Raw genomic sequence first — 17121 nt, 5'->3', positions numbered from 1 at the left:
TAACCACAATGAAACATGATTCAATTTAAATACAGCTAATCAGCTAAAAACAGCAAACACTATATTTCTTTTAGCAGAGTATATACTTTTTTAAATCTCTTAAAGGCTTCTTTGTATATTTCGGCATTTGACTGATTTGGAAAAAATGTTTTTCCAATATCATGCTTCGTTTTTACAATTCCGGCGGTAGCCTCCAAACCAATTAAAACAGCACCCCAAGCAGCACCTTCAACTGTGTTAGTTATAGACACTTTCATTTGAAAAATATCAGCAACTATTTGTAACCAAAAGTCGCTTTTACCAAATCCCCCACTAACCATAACAGTAGTATTTTTTCGCTTTTCTTCATCAGGAATTAGAATTTCTGTAATTTGAAATAATCCAAACAAAATCCCCTCTAAAGTAGCTCTGACCAAATGCGATTGGGTATGAGTAATTTGCATTCCTAAAAGAGTTCCTTGAGCGGATGCATCCCAAATTGGCGCTCTCTCTCCAAGTAAATAAGGGACAAAAAGCAATCCATCAGCACCTGGAGGAATTTTTTCAGCTTCTAGAAAAAGAGTTTCATAAGGAACGGTTGTCTTTAGCATTGTTTCCTTTAGCCATTGCAACACAATTGCTCCATTATTTACAGCTCCTAAAGTAAGGTATTGATTCTCTTTGAGATGGTAACATTGCGTTCTCATTTGGGCATCAAGAAAGGGTTGATCAATTGGGAGTCGAACTGCTCCACTAGTACCAATGGTTAAAGCGATGCATCCTTCATTAATTGCGCCTGTTCCTAGACTTGCCAAAGCACCATCTCCTCCTCCAATCACATATAAAAAACCATCTGAGATCCCTTTTAAACTATGGGTTACTTCATAAATTGGAGAAAGCTGCTCCATTTGTATATTTAAAAAAGAAAGAATCTCATCATCCCATTGCAAAGTATAAATGTTCATTATTCCTGTTCCTGATGCCATTGAAGTATCAATAGCATATTCACCTGTAAGTTGATGCCAAACATATTCTTTTATACTAATGAATTTGTAGGTTTTGGAAAACGTTTCAGCATCAAACGCTTTGAACCATGCTATTTTGGCCAAAGGCGAAAAAGGATGCGTTGGAATTCCTGTTTTCTGATACAACCATTCTGATTTATTGGACTTTTTGAGTTCCTCAACTAAAGCTATGGCTCTATTATCAGCCCATAATATAGCAGGAGTCAATGGTGTTCCATTTGAATCAATGGCAATAATACTTTGCATGGCTGCACTAAAACTAATAAATTCTGGTCGAACATCTTTGGTTATAGTTCGTATTGATGTTACAACAGTGTCTAATATTTCTTGTGGATCTTGAACACTCCAATGTGGTTTGGGATGAAACATAGGATACGAAATCGACAGTTCCTCGACAACATTTCCTTGAATATCAAAACAAACTGCTTTTGTAGCTGTGGTGCCAATATCAATTCCAACATAATACATAGGCGTTCTATTTATTTGATCCATACATTTAATAGCAGTACACCTATTAATCCCATAACACCAATAATGGTTTCCATTACTGTCCAAGTTTTAAACGTATCCGAAACACTAATCCCAAAATATTCTTTGAACATCCAAAATCCTGTATCATTAACGTGAGAGCACATTAAACTACCTGCACCAATAGAAAGTACCATTAATTCTGGATTGACACCCGATTGAATTACTAAGGGTTGTACAATTCCTGCAGCTGTTAATCCTGCAACTGTAGCAGAACCTAAAGCTATACGAATGATTGTTGCAATCAGCCAACCTAAAACCAAAGGAGAAAGAGAAGATTCATTAAAAAAAAGACTTACATCTGTTCCTATTCCACTATCTATCAAAACTTGTTTAAAGGCACCACCAGCAGCAATTATTAGTATAATCATTGTAGCAGAACCTAATGCCGCTCCAGAGCTATCCATAATATCCTGCATTTTTCTACCGCGAAAAAGCCCCAAGGCAACTATCGCAAACAAAATTGCGAGTAGTAAAGAAGTGGTGGGATTACCAATAAAAATTAAAAAGGCACGCAAATTATTTTCTTCATCTAAAACCAATTCGCTAAAAGTAGCAGACGCCATTAAAATAACAGGAACTAATGCTGTTATGATACTTATTTTAAAAGAAGGCAACTCAGATTCTGCGAATGTTTTGCTTTCGAATAATCCTTTTGGAGGGAACGCTTGAATTTTTTTTATCAATTCAGGAAAAACTATGCCTGCAACAATTAGTGCGGGAACTGCCACCACTAAGCCATAAAGTAAGGTTTTCCCAATATTCACTTTAAAAATAACAGCAATGGCTGTTGGCCCCGGATGCGGTGGCAAAAAACCGTGAGTAATAGACAAAGCTGAAGCCATCGCAATGCCTAAATAAATAATAGGCTGTTTTGTACTTTTGGCAACTGCAAAAACCATTGGAATTAGTATGATAAAACCAGCGTTATAAAACATTGAAATCCCAACAGAAAAACCCGTAAGCACCATTGCCCATTTGATGTGTTGCATACCAAAAGTTCGGATCATTACCGAACTAATTCTTTGAGCGGCTCCACTTTCTGATAGTAAGTTCCCCAAAATCACTCCAAATGCAATAATGAGAACTAGAGAACCCAACGTATTTCCAATCCCTAGCTGAATAGATTCAAGTAAAGTAACGAATGGCATCGCTTTCAAAATTCCAACGAAAAAAGCTGTTATTATCAAAGCTATAAAAGCATTGAGCTTAGCGCCAGAAATCAAAACCAATAACAAAACAATACTTGCGATAAGGATCAGTAAAGACATGAATTATAATTTTATAAACGTGAGTACTTCATTGAATTGAATGGAGACAAAAATATTATTCATTTTTCTCTACTGCATGCCCCCCAAACTCATTTCGGAGTGCTGCCACTACTTTGCCAGAGAAAGTATCGGACATTTGTGATCGATAGCGCATCATAATAGAAAGGGCAATAACAGGAGTGGGTACACCTAAGTCTAGGGCGGTTTCTAATGTCCATTTACCCTCGCCAGAAGAATGCATAATTCCTTTGATACCGTCTAATTTTGGATCTTTTGCAAAAGCATTTTCGGTCAATTCCATCAACCAACTGCGTACCACAGAACCATGATTGAACAATTTAGCAGTTTTTTGAAAATCAATATCAAATTCTGAATGCTCAAAGACTTCAAATCCCTCGGCGATAGATTGCATCATCCCATATTCAATACCATTATGCACCATTTTGGTAAAATGACCACTTCCTGCTGCACCGGTATAAAGAGAACCATTTTCAACAGAAATATCTTTAAACACTTTTGCTACATAATCAAACACCTCTGGGTCTCCACCTATCATGGTACAAGCTCCATGCAAGGCTCCGGAAGTTCCGCCTGAAGTTCCGCAATCTAAAAAATTCATTCCAAGTGTTTTTAATTTTGAATAACGACGCTTGGAATCATTAAAATTAGAATTCCCTCCATCAATTATTATATCATTGGCGGACAAATAAGGAATCAAGTCATTAATCACCGAATCAACAATTTCTCCTGCAGGAACCATTAGCCAAATTACTTTTCGATTGCTTAGTTTTTGGCACAATTCTTCGACAGTATAAGCTGTTTCAATTCCTTCTTTACCAATTTTAGCAACAAAATCTGTATTTACATCTTGTGCTACTACCTGATATTGGTTTCTTTTTAAGTTTAGAGCGAGATTAAATCCCATTTTTCCAAGTCCTATTATTCCTATTTGCATTTTGTGAATTTTCTATTTGATTTCTAAAAATATACTTTATACTAAAACTTTGGATTAATTACCAAAAATAAATGGCAATCAACAATATACAATTAATAACTCCCAAAAAAGCAACCCTATAACCTTATAGCCCCGGCAGGAATGGCATCCTTTGCCTTTTTCCTTTAAAAAGGCAAAGATATAATGGATGACGGGACGATGTTGCCCAAAAAAGCCACATTACTCCCGCTCCAAAAACTACTCTTCTTTGAATAATAAATTAGCCAATCGCTCGTCTCTTTCGTAGACGTCTTTGTAGAAGTAGATTTGCCCATCGTCTTTGACTACAGCAGTGAAATAGCCAATGTAAACGGGGATTTTGTTCTTTAAGACATAGCTGTTTTCTTTGCCTTTATGCATCGCCGCATCGATTTTTTCAGGTGTCCACGCTTTGTCGTTTTCTAGAATTTTGATGGCCAATTCACGAGGTTTTCCCACGCGGATGCAACCGTGACTGTAAGCACGCTCTTCGTTGGCAAACAAGCCTTTGGAAGGTGTATCGTGCAAATAAATATTGTTTGAATTGGGAAAAATAAACTTAACCAACCCCAAAGAATTGCTGTTTCCGGGTTTTTGGCGCACGCGACCACCATTCCATTCCATATTGTGATTGGCCAAGTAATTGGGATTTTTGGCCATACCAGGTTTCACCTCTTTGTTGATGATGCTGGTAGGAACATTCCAATACGGACTAAAAACAATATAACTCATTTTGCCGCTAAAAATCACGGTTTTATTCATTGCTTTTCCGACTACAACTGGCGAATCGAAGATTTTTTTACCCCCGCGACTCAGGTACATATAGTACGACGGAATATTGACCACGATGAATTCGTTGGCTTTTTCTAAGTCGGGTGAAATCCAGCGACAACGCTCCATATTGACCATAATTTGCTGAATACGTTCTTCAATTGGTCCGTTCATCGCCTGAATGTGTTTGGGCAACAAAACCACATCTTCTTTGAATCCGTTTCGAACCAAATAATTAGCCACGCCTTTTTGAAGGTCTTCGTCGTAAATCGCACTTTTAGAATCGGAAGAAAGGTCTTGCGAAAGGAACAAGCGACTGCGGATTTGCTGAATGGCTTGTGCGCTATCGCCGGGTTTGAACGACTTGAAATCGGTGGCAACGGTAATCGTACCCCAACCCCCTTTTTTCTCTATGTCACGGTATTTTTGCAAAAATTGACGCAGTTTCCCGTATTGGCTGAACAAAAGTTTTTCATCTTTTAAGGCTTTTTTAGGATGCGACAAAATGGAATCTAACAATTCTGTATACCCAATTTCTTTGCGAGGCAAAAGCCAGCCAATTTTTTCGGTTACTTTTTGGTCGATTCCGTTGTACACTTTATTGGCGTAAAACAAGTACAAATGGCTTAGCAATAAGTCATTGGTTTCGTTCGACAAATTGGTTTCTGCGTGACCATCAAAAATGGTGTTCAATTCGTTTTCGTAGGGAAACTTGGCTTTGACTCCTTCTAGCGCTCTGTTTTCGTACTTTGAGTATAAGGTATTTCCAAACTCTACTAATCCTTTTTTGTCATACCAAATCGATGTGAATTGTTGCTTGGCATACAAGGCTTTGATTGACTCTTGGTACGATTGGAGTTTGGGGAACTTTTGATAAAATGCTGCGATAGCAACGGAATCTATTGGCAATTTTGCATACAACAAAGTTCCGGTTGAAGCTGTTGGCGCTGCAAATTCAGCTTCTTTCTTAGAATTGCAAGCAACGAAAGTAAACCAAATGCCAAAGGCAAAAAAAACGAGTGCTAGTAGGTGTCTTCTCATGGGACTATTTTTTTGTTAAATATATAGAAATCAAGGCACTTAACAAATAGCTCGAAGGGGAAACACTAAAAAAAATTCATTCTAAAGCTTATCCGACACACGAAATGCAGTAGGTGCCGCACCTTTGTATTTTTTGAATACTTTATTAAAATGACTCGCATCATTGAAACCCAAACGGCTGGCAATTTCGCCCACATTAAAATTATTTTGTAGCAACAATTGCTCGGCTTGCTTGATTTTGATTTGAATCACGTAGTGCTGTAACGAGAGTCCTGTGTGCTTTTTGATATAGGCACTAATATAATTTGGTGACAAATGAAAAGCAGCAGCCAGAGCGTTGATTTTCATCTTTTCAGCATCGAGCGCGTGCAAACGGATATAGGACAACACGGCTTGGAGACGGTCATTGGCATTGGAAAGCAGTAAAGCCGATTCATTACGATGTCTTGCCAAATAGAGCATCATCGACTTAAAAACAGACAATGCTATAGCGTACTGATACGGAGCATCGTTTCGAAATTCATATTGAAGTACTTTCAACAAATCAAACAAGTACTTACTATCTGTGGAAGAGGCAACCACCGACCCTAACCGATTATTGGTATTCAGCATAGCATTCTTGATACTGCTAACAGCTTCTTTGGCATGCGGATTATCGATTAGTTCAAAAAACAATTGCTCGGTAAATTTCACAAAAGAAAAAACAGTAGTCGACTGAATTTCAAAAGCGTGAGCATCTTCAGGCGTTAGCAAAAAAATATCGCCAGCGTTATACTCAAAACGTAACCCATTCAGCAAATGCATACCCGTTCCTTGCTCAATAAAAATAACTTCGTAAAAATTATGCGTATGCCATTCGTATTCCCAAACATCCAAATGAAGAGAAAAGACATTAAGCGAATGAAAATTAGTAAAGCGTTTCATAATACCATTGATTTTTACAAATATACCCTTGTTTTTTACAAAATTAAACCCAATTGCACCGATTAATTTTGTCTAAAATAAAAAGCTCTATTATGAAAACAAAATCAATAGCCCTACTTTGTTCTTTACTTACATTATTCTTTTTTTCGAATTGCCAAAAAACAACTGAAGAAAAGCTTACAAAATCCTATTGGCCTAATGGCGCACAATTAGTGATTTCGGTGTCTATGCAATTTGAAACAGGCGGCCAACCTGAAGGCGCCGAAAGTCCATTTTCAGGCAATCCGCTTCCCAAAGGAAACCCAGATTTGGCAGCCGATAGTTGGTACCGTTATGGAGCGAATGAAGGTATTTACAGAATGCTCGATTTATGGAAAAAGCACGATATCAAAGTAACCTCGCATGTGGTTGGTGCTGCCGCAATTCGATATCAAGAAATAGCTAAAGCAATTGCTAATCAAGGTCACGAAATTGCCGCTCATGGTTTTGCTTGGGACAATCAATGGAATAAAAGTTATGCCGATGAATTGGATTTTGTCAAAAAAGGAGTTGATACTGTAGCTGCCATCACAGGACAAAAAGGGGTGGGTTATAATGCCAATTGGTTGCGTAGAAGTCCAAATACACTCAAAGTATTACAAGAATTAGGCTTTTTGTACCACATTGATGATTTGAGTAGAGACGAACCCTTTATTACCAAAGTCAATGGTAAAAACTTTGTTGTGATGCCGTACACCATTCGCAACAACGACATCGTGAATATTGAAGGCAAAAAATGGAGTCCTGACCAATTCTTAGCGCAATTGAAACTAGAATTCGACCAACTCTATGCTGAAGGTGCTACCAAAAGACGCATGATGTCTGTGAGTTTACACGACAGAATTGGAGGAAGCCCCGCCATCGTAAAAGTAATGGATGAATTCATTACTTATGCCAAATCAAAACCAGGTGTAGTCTTTATGCGTAAAGATGCCATTGCAAAAATGGTACAAAATGACCCCAATACGCCTATTGACAATGCCGAAGCAAAGTACAATAACTAATAAAGCAATCATGAATAAAACAACAATAATCGGAATCGCTCTCTTTCTAATAGTTTGGGGAGCAAAGGCACAAAAAGGCAATGAAGTCAATCATTTTTCGATGGATACTTTGAAGTATGAGAAAATGATGGACAAGGTAGAACGCAAATATGCTTATGGAAGTGGCGGAATGATAGCTTATTTAAAACTTGAAAAAGGAGCCCATATCCAAAAACACCAGCATCCTAACGAACAAATCACTCATATCCTCGAAGGAAAAGTAAAGGTCAAAATAAACGACAAAGAATATATTGTAAAAAAAGGCGACGTTTTAATCATTCCGCCTAATGTGCCTCATGAATTTTGGGCTTTTGAAAATACGTTGGATTTGGATATTTTCACTCCCATACGTATGGATTGGATTAACAAAACCGAAAACTATTTGACTCCTAAAAAATAATTGAAAAAAAAATATTTTATCTTTATCGTTCTTAAAATCAGAAACATATGAACAAACAAGAAATACTGTCCGCTTTCCAATTCCGTCACGCTTGCAAAGAATTCGACACCAACAAAATAATCCCGAAAGACGATTTTGATTTTATTTTAGAAACCGCTCGTTTATCGCCTAGTTCCTTTGGATTTGAACCTTGGCATTTTGTCGTGGTACAAGACAAAAACTTGAGAGAACTACTCAAACAGAATGCTTGGGGCGCTCCAAAAAAATTAGAAACAGCAAGTCATTTTGTATTGGGACTAACCATGAAAGCGCCTTTGACCAAATGGGACAGCGCGTACATTGCAAATTTCATGAAAGACGTACAACAACTCCCAGAAGAAACCATCAAAGGCAAAAGCAAATTCTTTGAGGACTTCCAGAAATCGGATTTTGACCTCAACAACGAACGTCATTTATTCGACTGGGCTACCAAACAAAACTATATCGCGTTGGGCAATATGATGACAGCAGCCGCAATGATTGGCATCGACTCCTGTCCTATCGAAGGCTTCAACCAAAAAATATCCGAAGCCATCCTCGCCGAACATTTTGGCATCGACACCACCCAATACGGCTTAGCCTATATGGTCGCTTTTGGCTACCGAGTAATCGACCCCCGCCCAAAAACCAGAAGACCCATCGAAGAAGTCGTAACGTGGAAGGAATGAGAAATGAGAAGTTAGAGGTTAGAAGTTAGAGGTTAGAGGTTAGAAGTTAGAAGGCAGAACATAGAAAGCAGATTAAACCTTAAACTTTAAACCTTAAACTTTTAAACAATTAACCGATTAAACCTTTAAACAAACCATAAACAACAAACCATAAACCAAAAACCATAAACCGAAAAACAACAAACCCTTATGACTTTCAAAAAAATACTCCTAACCACTGTATTCACCGTTTTGCTAATTTACTTGGTATCCTTAGTGGTATTGCTAATTTCTAGCGGTGGACCGACAAATTATTGGGAAGCTTTTAATCCTATGTACCAACACGAAACTTGGCTGTTTGTGTTTGGTTGGTCGTTGGGCAATTGGGGCTATGCTTTGATGGTGGTTTTGTGGTTGCTACTGTTTACTGTTGTGTACCAGTTTGTCAACAAAACATTCTTCAAAAACTAAGAGGATTATCCCATAAAAGCTAAGTCGTGGCTATACCGATTATCCTTTTTGGGAGCAGCCCGCCTAAGGACCGAAAGTACGTCCCCTCCCGTGATTCGTTCTATCTTTGTTGTCTCGTTAAAAAAACGAGACAACAAAGGATGCCACTACTCCCGGGGCTAGCCAGAACGAATAAGGTTTCGAACAACATCAAATAAACAACGCTTCTCTGGTAAGGGAGAAGCGTTGTTGTTTTTATTACAATATGAAAAACTCAATTTTTGTAAATATAAATTTTACTATTTAAATCGTATTTGCAAATTTAGTTTGAAATATAATTTTCCGTTGTCTTCGTAAATTTTCCCAAATTCGTGTCGAGTGCTACTTGCTGTTTCTAACTTTGTATTTGTGAACAAATAATCTTCAAATTCATTTCTATTATAAATGTGATAACATAAAACTTCGCCATTTTCCTTTACAACCAAATAACCTCCAGTTGCATCTAATTCGCCAGTCCAAACTTTTGAAGGCATCATACCTAATGCAACGTCTGTTAAAAACCTTTTGATTTTGTATGAATAAAATGGATGATTTGTTTCTAGATTATAGTCAAGTGGATTTTTTGTTGAAATTTGATTAGTTAATTCAACTATTGTCGAAAATGTTGAAGTAAAAAATAAATGCAAACTTTCAGCAAGAATTTTAGGTAAAGCACTATCAATCAAAACAAGATTATTCCCAAAAATAGAACTTTCTGTTTTTTTAAACTCTAAACTTCCGCCAAGTTGACATAATTTTTCAATTCTATCTTTGATTTTACTTCTTGTTTCAATTTCATTTATTTCTATAATTTGCTTCTGAGTTAAATTCAAATTATTAATATTAAAAATAAAATTTGTTGTTTTACCAGCATTCAAAAGTGTTGAAGCTCCTCCCAGTTGCGATTTTATGCTAAAGCCAAGTTCAGGATTTGTTCCTGTTCTTTGGTCGTGAATAACAATTCTTATATCGCTTTTTACAGATGATTTTGCCTTAAGTGAATGACTATCAAAAGAATTAATAAAATTTTCAATTTCAGGAATTGAGAAAGTAGACTTTGTCTTTTCTTTAAGTTTATTCAGGAGAAAATGAGCTTGGTTTTGAAATTCTAAAACCGAAATTCTAATTTCTTCTTTGCCATTTTTAACAATCACTAAATCATCTTCATAGCTAAATTCAAAAGTTCCATTTGTTTCATCACGAAGAACTTTGATTATTGGAAAAATTAAAGTCTCTATTTTCTTTAAATTACTATCACCTCCAAAAAGTTGTTTATCTGAAATAACTTTTAAAAGTGTATAAACTTCACTCCATTCTCCTTTATTTCCTGTTATCATCATTAAAACTTATTAATTCAATAATTTTTTTTGCAGTAGCTCTAATTGCGGGAACAGCAACAGAATTCCCAAACTGTTTATATGCAGAAGCATCTGCAACAGGAATAACAAAATCATCTGGAAAACCTTGTAATCTAGCCCATTCTCGTGGTGTCATTTTTCTAATTCCCTCACGATTTACAGTTCCTTTAATGTGTGTTGTAGGTGTGAAATCTGTAATTCGATGGTCTAAAACCAAATTTCTTTCCCTTCCCATTCCGCCAACCACAATTGCATTGCTAATTCCGTCATCAGGAATTATAGCATAACCAAAACCATTTCCCTTACCTTCGTGTCTTGCTTTGTGATTGACCAAAGTTTGAACATATTGAGTTGATAAGAAATACTTTGTTGGAGGTACGTTTTCCTCTTTTATTTGAGAAAATGTAACGTTTTTATTTGTTGCTTTTGGATAGTCAAAATTATCAATACCTAAATCGTTTCTAAACCCTACAATATAGATTCGTTCTCTATTTTGTGGCACACCAAAATCTTTAGCATTAATAATTTGGGGCTCTGGAACAAAATATCCTAAGTCATTTCTCAAAACATTTAAAATTGTCGCTAAAGTTTTGCCCCCATTATGATTTCTCAAACCTTTCACATTTTCCAAGAAAATTGCTTTTGGTCTTTTTCGTTTAATTATCTCAGCAACATCAAAAAACAGAGTACCTCTAGTATCCTCAAATCCTCCACGTTTTCCAGCAATGGAGAAAGCTTGACAAGGGAATCCAGCACACAGAACATCAAAATCATCTGGAATGTATTTTTTGATACTTTCCTTGGTTATATCGCCAAAAGGAGTTTCACCAAAATTGGCTCGATATGTTTTCTTTGCATTTTCATCCCATTCAGAAGTAAAAACACATTTACCACCCAAACTTTGAAGAGCCAATCTGAATCCACCTATACCTGCAAATAAATCGATAAATTTGAATTTATAGTTTTTAGGAGTTGGAAAAGGTACATTTTCAACTTCAAAAAGTAATTGTTGCAAAGCAACTTCATTTACAAGTTGTAATTCGGCTTCTTGGTTTTTATATTCAACAATCTGATTCAAATATTCTTTTGCTTCTTTCTCATAATGTTTTTTTACACCATTATGATAATTGTGTAAATAATGAGTTAGAACAGCTTTACGATTGTCCTCCTCTTCTATAAAGCGAATTTTGAATTTTTTACCATCAAATTCATCAATTGATATTGTCTCTTTCATTTTCATCTTTTAAACTTTTTATCATTGAAGAATGTTGCTAAATCCGTTTCAAGTGCAACAACTATTTTCTCTAAAATCTCTACAGAAACATTTCGTTTCCCTTTTTCTATATCTGAGATGTAGTTTCTATCCACATCAGAAATATTGGCTAAATACTCAATGGTAATATCCTTTTCTAGCCTGAGAACCTTTACTTTATCTCCTATTTTTTCTTTTATATTCATGTTTCTAAAAATACTTTTACGCCTACAATTGTACCGCCTACAATCGTAAGCAATACACGGTTAGTTGTTAACAAATTATACTTCATAAAGTAACCTCAATCCCTCCTCCCCAACCCACCACTTGCTACTTTGTTTTAAAAAAGCTACTTTTATGCTAAAATCGAACGTTTGAAACCTAATATCAAGAAAAGTATTTCGGTGGTACGCAAAATAGTCTTGGGGGCTGTCCTCTTGCTACTGGTTTTGGGTATAGCGCTGCATTTGCCTTTTGTACAACGTTTCGTCAAAAACCAAGCGGTCGATTACCTACAAGAAAAAATCAAAACCAAAGTACAAATCGATTCGCTTTCGTTTGGGCTTTTCCAACCCATAAAAGTGCACGGCTTGTATTTGTCCGACCAAAAGAAAGACACTTTACTAGCTGGTCAACACCTTGCTATCGATTTTAGCCTACTCGATTTGATGGGCAACCAACTAACGTTAAACAGCATTACACTAGAAGGTGTCACTGCAAAAATAGACCGTTCAAAACAAGGCACTTTCAATTTTGATTACATTACCCAAGCCTTTGCCTCTCCCGAAAAGCCAGAAGAAGAGCCTTCAAAACCTATGGCTATCGTGCTGCGTAAAATCAATCTGGACCAAATACGCTTTGTTTATAATGATGCCAAAGAACCCATCAAGGCCACGTTAAAACTCAAACATTTCGATACCGAATTCCAAGCTTTCGATTTAGAAAAGCAAGAAATCGACCTGCCAAAAATCAAAGTCACTGGACTCACCGCAGACGTGTCGCAAACCCTAAAAGCAACTTCCAAAACGGTAGTGCCTAACAAAATAGGTACCGCCCCAACGCCCGTTTGGAAAATCAATCTGGGTGAAATTGACCTACGAAAAGTACAACTCGATTACCTAGAATCGTCTCAAAAAACCAAAGCCCACGTTTCCTTCAAACGTTGGTACACCAAAATAGAGTTGATTGATTTGGCCAATAATTTGGTGGTTATTCAATCCCTACAATTCGAAAATTTAAGAGGAGCAGTTGCTTTGGGGAAAGTAGCCAAAATAGCCGCTCCGTCTCCAACCCAGCCTACTGCAACTCCAAATCTGTGGGAAGTAAAAATCAATCAAACCGATGTGGCACAACTGTTTTTTCAGTTCGACAATAACAACTTTAACCTCCTGAACAAAGGATTGGATTACAACCATATCCAACTCAAAAAAGCCCATCTGAAAGCAACCAATTTTCATTACAAACCCGAATCGATTGCGGTCAACGTAGCTTCTTTTGCCGGAAAAGAGCAAAGTGGTTTGGTCATAGATTCCCTCTCTACCGACTTTTTCTTTGGTCCCAAAAACAGCTATTTAAAAAAGTTGTACCTCAAAACACCGCAAACCCTTTTGCGCAATCAAGTGCTTTTGGGTTACCCTTCAATAGCGGCATTGAGCAAAAATCCGGGTGAAATATCGATAAAAGCCAATTTAAAAAAGAGCCGATTAGGTTTCAAAGACCTGCTAGTTTTAGCACCACAATTGGCAACTACCAATCCGTTTGCGAGTAATCCAAAAGGAATTTTACTAATTAACAGTACCGTTTCGGGCAAACTGAATCGCATCGAAATTCCCAATCTCGAAGTGAGCGGCATTGGTAAAACCAAATTGCAAGCTAGCGGTTCTATCGTTGGCTTACCCAATGTGGACCAAGCCCGATTCGACATCGCCATTCAAAATTTTGAATCTTCGGCACAAGATATTAAGCAATTCGCTCCCAAAGGAAGTTTGCCGTCGAACCTTAGCTTACCCAATCAATTGAGCGGAAAAGGAAGTTTCAAAGGTACGATTCATTCCTTTTTTACCGATGTGGTGCTCAATAGTAGTTTTGGCAAAGCCAAAGTAAAAGCCACCTTCGACCAACGCCAAAAAAACAAAGAACGCTACGACGCCCAAGCCGAGTTCACCAATTTTGATTTGGGTCGTTTGATTCAGAATAAGGATTTGGGTAAAATAAGTAGCCGCATCCGAGTTAAAGGAACTGGACTCGACCCAAAAACGGCAACAATTGTAAGTACAGGTACAGTCTCTAAACTGATGTACAACAATTACGCATATCAAAATTTGAGTTGGAATGGCGCAATGAAACAAGGGCTTTTTGAAGCCACAATGGATGCGAACGACCCTAATTTGACTTTTACTTTGACTGGAAGTGGAGGGATGAACGGCAAAACGCCAAAAGGAAACGTAAAACTCCATTTGGACATAGCCGATTTAGAAAAACTGAATCTTCACGCGGGTCCTTTAAAACTAAAAGGAGAAGTCGATGCCAATATCCTTTCCGCCGATTTGGACCGCCTTAACGGAACCATTATTGCGCATCAACTGGTAATCACCAACGAAAAAGGAGCTTTCCCGATAGATTCTATTCAATTTAAAGCGGTATCCAATAAAGAAAAAACCGAATTGCTCTTGAATTCTAGCCTTGTGAATGCGGCTATGGAGGGGCAATTTAAAATTAGCCAATTGGCAACGGCTTTGCAAAACTCAATAGCGCATTATTACAATACGACACCAAAAGCCAAAAGAAAAACAACGGCTCCGCAAAACTTCAGCTTTACGCTCAATACCAAAGAAAGTCCGTTGTTTGCACAGTTATTACCTGAGGTAAAGGAATTGGCACCTATTCAGTTTTCTGGGCGCTACAATTCGGTAAACGATTCCATTGCAATTACAGGAAAAATGCCAAAATTGGTGTACGGTAATCAAACCATTACCAATGCCGATTTGACTATTTCGACCAATGACAATGCGCTGAACTATAGCCTATTCATTGACGACATTCAAAATCCACAAATGCAATTGCCTCTTACCTTGTTGTCTGGAAAGGTCGCGCAAAATCAAATCGATTATGCCTTGCAACTCAAAGACAACAAAGACAAAGAGCGTTATTTTCTTGCTGGAAATGTAACGACCAATCAAGGCAACACTTTATTGCATTTGGATAAAAATGCCTTGCTGAATTACGAGACTTGGCAACTACCAGAAAACAATCAAATCGTTTCGACACCAAAGGGATTAATTATTTCTGATTTCAAACTAGAACACGAAGGAAGCAGTATTAGTGCGCAATCACAAACGCCAACCGCCAATGCACCTATTGCTTTGGCATTTGAAAATTTCGACATCCAAACGCTAAGTAGTATGGTCGAAAAAGACGACTGGCAAATGAGCGGTAAAATCAATGGTACAGCTATAATCAAAAATAGTGCAACTAAACCGCTTTTCACCTCGGATATAAAAATCGATACCTTTACTTTCAAAAAAGAACCCGTAGGAGATTTTGTGATTCAAATTAAAAACGAAAAAGACAACGAATACGATACGCACGTAGCCCTCACAGGTCAAGAAAATGACGTACGACTAGACGGAATTTATAGTAGCCAAAGCGATAGTTTCGATATGAAATTGGCTATCGAAAAGCTCAACATGAAGAGTATTCAAGGCTTTTCTATGGGGCAACTAACCAAAAGCAATGGTTTCTTATCTGGAAATTTCGACATCAAAGGAACAACAGCAACGCCCAATTTGACTGGGCAATTAAAGTTCAACAATGTTGGTTTCAATGTAAAACAACTCAACGCTAATTTTAATTCAATAAATGATGCCATCACTTTTGAAGACCAAAAAATCATCTTTAAAAAATTTACGATTAAAGACGAAAAGAGTAATGACTTAACCATTGATGGCCAAATTAATACTGCTTCTTTAGAAAATCTCGGTTATGATTTAGCCATTGATGCTAAAAACTTTAAAGCCATTAACTCTAAAGCAAAAGACAACGAATTGTTCTATGGAGAATTATTCCTAGACAACCACATCACTATTGCTGGAACTAGCAAAAATCCAATAATTAATGGTGCAATTAAAGTCAATAAAGACACCAAATTTACCATCGTTGTCCCTCAATCCGACCCTTCAATAGCCGATAGAGAAGGCATCGTTGAGTTCATAGACCAAGACCATCCTGTTTTGGTGACCACTTTAAATGGAGACCAAAAAGCCAGTCAAAGCGACATCATTGGACTAAACGCCTCCGTAGACATTACGGTAGACAAAGAAGCCGAACTCACAATGATTATAGATAAAACGTCTGGCGATTTTGTAAAAGTAAAAGGAACGGCCAACTTAAACGGTGGTATTGACGCCTCTGGAAAAACCAATCTAACAGGAAAATACGAACTAGAAGAAGGAGAGTATGAAATGACGTTCAGTTCCATCAAGAAGAAGTTCAACATCAAAAAAGGAAGCTATATTTTATGGAAAGGCGAACCTATGGAAGCCGACATCAATATTACCGCTGTATACAAAGTAACCACGGCGCCTATCGATTTGGTACTAAATCAAATTGGTAGTGTTTCAGAGGCAGAAAAAAACACCTATAAGGAGAAAATTCCGTTTGAAACCGAACTAAAAATGACGGGCGAAATTATGAAACCCGAAATTGCATTTGACATCGTAGTCCCAGAAAACAGTTCCGTTTCGTCAAAAGTCATAAGTACTACAAAATCAAAATTAGACCAACTGAGACAAGACCCGAACGAGATGAACAAACAAGTTTTTGCTTTATTGGTGTTGGGGAATTTTATGGGTGAAAATCCATTGTCGAGCGAATCGGGTTTCTCGGCTGAATCGATGGCAAGAGGAAGTGCAAGTAAAATTTTATCCAATCAGTTGAACAACTTCGCTGGCAATTTAATAAAAGGGGTTGAATTGAATTTTGATTTACAATCCACAGATGATTACTCTACTGGACAAAAAGAAAACAAAACCGATTTGAATGTAGGCGTATCCAAAAAACTATTCAATGACCGCGTAAAAGTGACTGTAGGCAGTAGTTTCGAATTGGAAGGCAGCCAACAAACCAATGAAAAAGCCACCAACATTGCAGGCGATGTCTCTATTGATTACCAAATCACAAAAGACGGTCGTTATAAAATAAGAGGGTATCGAGTAAACAAATACCAAGTAGCGCTTCAAGGTGAGGTAGTCGAAACTGGTGTTTCTTTCATCATCACAATGGATTACAATAAATTTAAAGAGTTGTTTCAGAGAAGTAAATAAGGAATCAAAACCAAAGTACAG

General features: G+C 37.2%; 13 protein-coding genes. 5 read left to right on the top strand and 8 right to left on the bottom strand.

The features are described 5' to 3' along the window. Positions 1-59: 59 nt before the first annotated feature. From ACSVH9_RS03190 to ACSVH9_RS03170, 5 genes are all read right to left on the bottom strand, one after another. Positions 60-1496, bottom strand: coding sequence for a gluconokinase (locus ACSVH9_RS03190; protein ID WP_438062451.1), 1437 nt, complete (start codon positions 1494-1496; stop codon positions 60-62). Continuing rightward, positions 1484-2803 (bottom strand): gluconate:H+ symporter, encoded by a 1320-nt coding sequence (locus tag ACSVH9_RS03185; protein WP_438062450.1) that lies wholly within the window; start codon positions 2801-2803, stop codon positions 1484-1486. Before ACSVH9_RS03185 ends, ACSVH9_RS03190 begins: the two co-directional genes overlap by 13 nt. Before the next feature lie 55 nt (positions 2804-2858). Next, the gene (gene gnd / locus ACSVH9_RS03180; protein ID WP_438062449.1) at positions 2859-3758 is read right to left on the bottom strand and encodes a phosphogluconate dehydrogenase (NAD(+)-dependent, decarboxylating); all 900 of its coding nucleotides are present in this window, start codon (positions 3756-3758) and stop codon (positions 2859-2861) included. A 237-nt stretch (positions 3759-3995) separates the two neighbouring features. Next, positions 3996-5588 carry a L,D-transpeptidase family protein gene (locus tag ACSVH9_RS03175; RefSeq protein ID WP_438062448.1) on the bottom strand — a complete coding sequence of 531 codons (1593 nt, stop codon included), beginning with the start codon at positions 5586-5588 and terminating at the stop codon, positions 3996-3998. An 81-nt stretch (positions 5589-5669) separates the two neighbouring features. Then, positions 5670-6512: an AraC family transcriptional regulator gene (locus ACSVH9_RS03170; protein WP_438062447.1), complete on the bottom strand. Its 843-nt coding sequence runs from the start codon at positions 6510-6512 to the stop codon at positions 5670-5672. Between the two features lie 92 nt (positions 6513-6604). On the opposite strand from ACSVH9_RS03170, the gene ACSVH9_RS03165 reads away from it, so the two are divergent. The 4 genes from ACSVH9_RS03165 (at position 6605) to ACSVH9_RS03150 (ending at position 9151) form a co-directional block, all read left to right on the top strand. Beyond that, entirely contained in the window at positions 6605-7555 is a 951-nt protein-coding gene (locus ACSVH9_RS03165) for a polysaccharide deacetylase family protein (RefSeq protein ID WP_438062446.1), read from the top strand. 10 nt (positions 7556-7565) lie between these two features. Further along, on the top strand, positions 7566-7994 hold the full coding sequence (locus ACSVH9_RS03160) for a cupin domain-containing protein (RefSeq protein WP_438062445.1): 429 nt from the start codon (positions 7566-7568) through the stop codon (positions 7992-7994). A 47-nt stretch (positions 7995-8041) separates the two neighbouring features. Continuing rightward, positions 8042-8701 (top strand): NAD(P)H-dependent oxidoreductase, encoded by a 660-nt coding sequence (locus ACSVH9_RS03155; RefSeq protein WP_438062444.1) that lies wholly within the window; start codon positions 8042-8044, stop codon positions 8699-8701. 189 nt (positions 8702-8890) lie between these two features. Then, entirely contained in the window at positions 8891-9151 is a 261-nt protein-coding gene (locus tag ACSVH9_RS03150; RefSeq protein ID WP_438062443.1) for a hypothetical protein, read from the top strand. Positions 9152-9429: 278 nt separating this feature from the next. Here ACSVH9_RS03150 and ACSVH9_RS03145 read toward each other — a convergent pair whose 3' ends face one another. The 3 genes from ACSVH9_RS03145 to ACSVH9_RS03135 are packed head-to-tail and all read right to left on the bottom strand — an operon-like array spanning position 9430 to position 11985. Beyond that, a complete protein-coding gene (locus ACSVH9_RS03145) occupies positions 9430-10509 on the bottom strand; it encodes an HpaII family restriction endonuclease (protein ID WP_438062442.1) in 1080 nt (359 codons plus the stop codon). Next, on the bottom strand, positions 10490-11761 hold the full coding sequence (locus ACSVH9_RS03140; protein WP_438062441.1) for a DNA cytosine methyltransferase: 1272 nt from the start codon (positions 11759-11761) through the stop codon (positions 10490-10492). The genes ACSVH9_RS03145 and ACSVH9_RS03140 overlap by 20 nt, the downstream gene beginning before the upstream one ends. Before the next feature lie 2 nt (positions 11762-11763). After that, on the bottom strand, positions 11764-11985 hold the full coding sequence (locus ACSVH9_RS03135; protein ID WP_438062440.1) for a helix-turn-helix domain-containing protein: 222 nt from the start codon (positions 11983-11985) through the stop codon (positions 11764-11766). A gap of 168 nt (positions 11986-12153) precedes the next feature. Between ACSVH9_RS03135 and ACSVH9_RS03130 the strand changes: the two genes are divergently transcribed. Beyond that, on the top strand, positions 12154-17100 hold the full coding sequence (locus ACSVH9_RS03130; protein WP_438062439.1) for a translocation/assembly module TamB domain-containing protein: 4947 nt from the start codon (positions 12154-12156) through the stop codon (positions 17098-17100). The last annotated feature ends 21 nt before the right edge of the window (positions 17101-17121 follow it).

This window comes from Flavobacterium sp. RSSB_23 (assembly GCF_051547145.1).
In the GTDB taxonomy this organism is placed as follows: domain Bacteria; phylum Bacteroidota; class Bacteroidia; order Flavobacteriales; family Flavobacteriaceae; genus Flavobacterium.
This window is presented reverse-complemented; position numbering and strand designations above follow the sequence as displayed.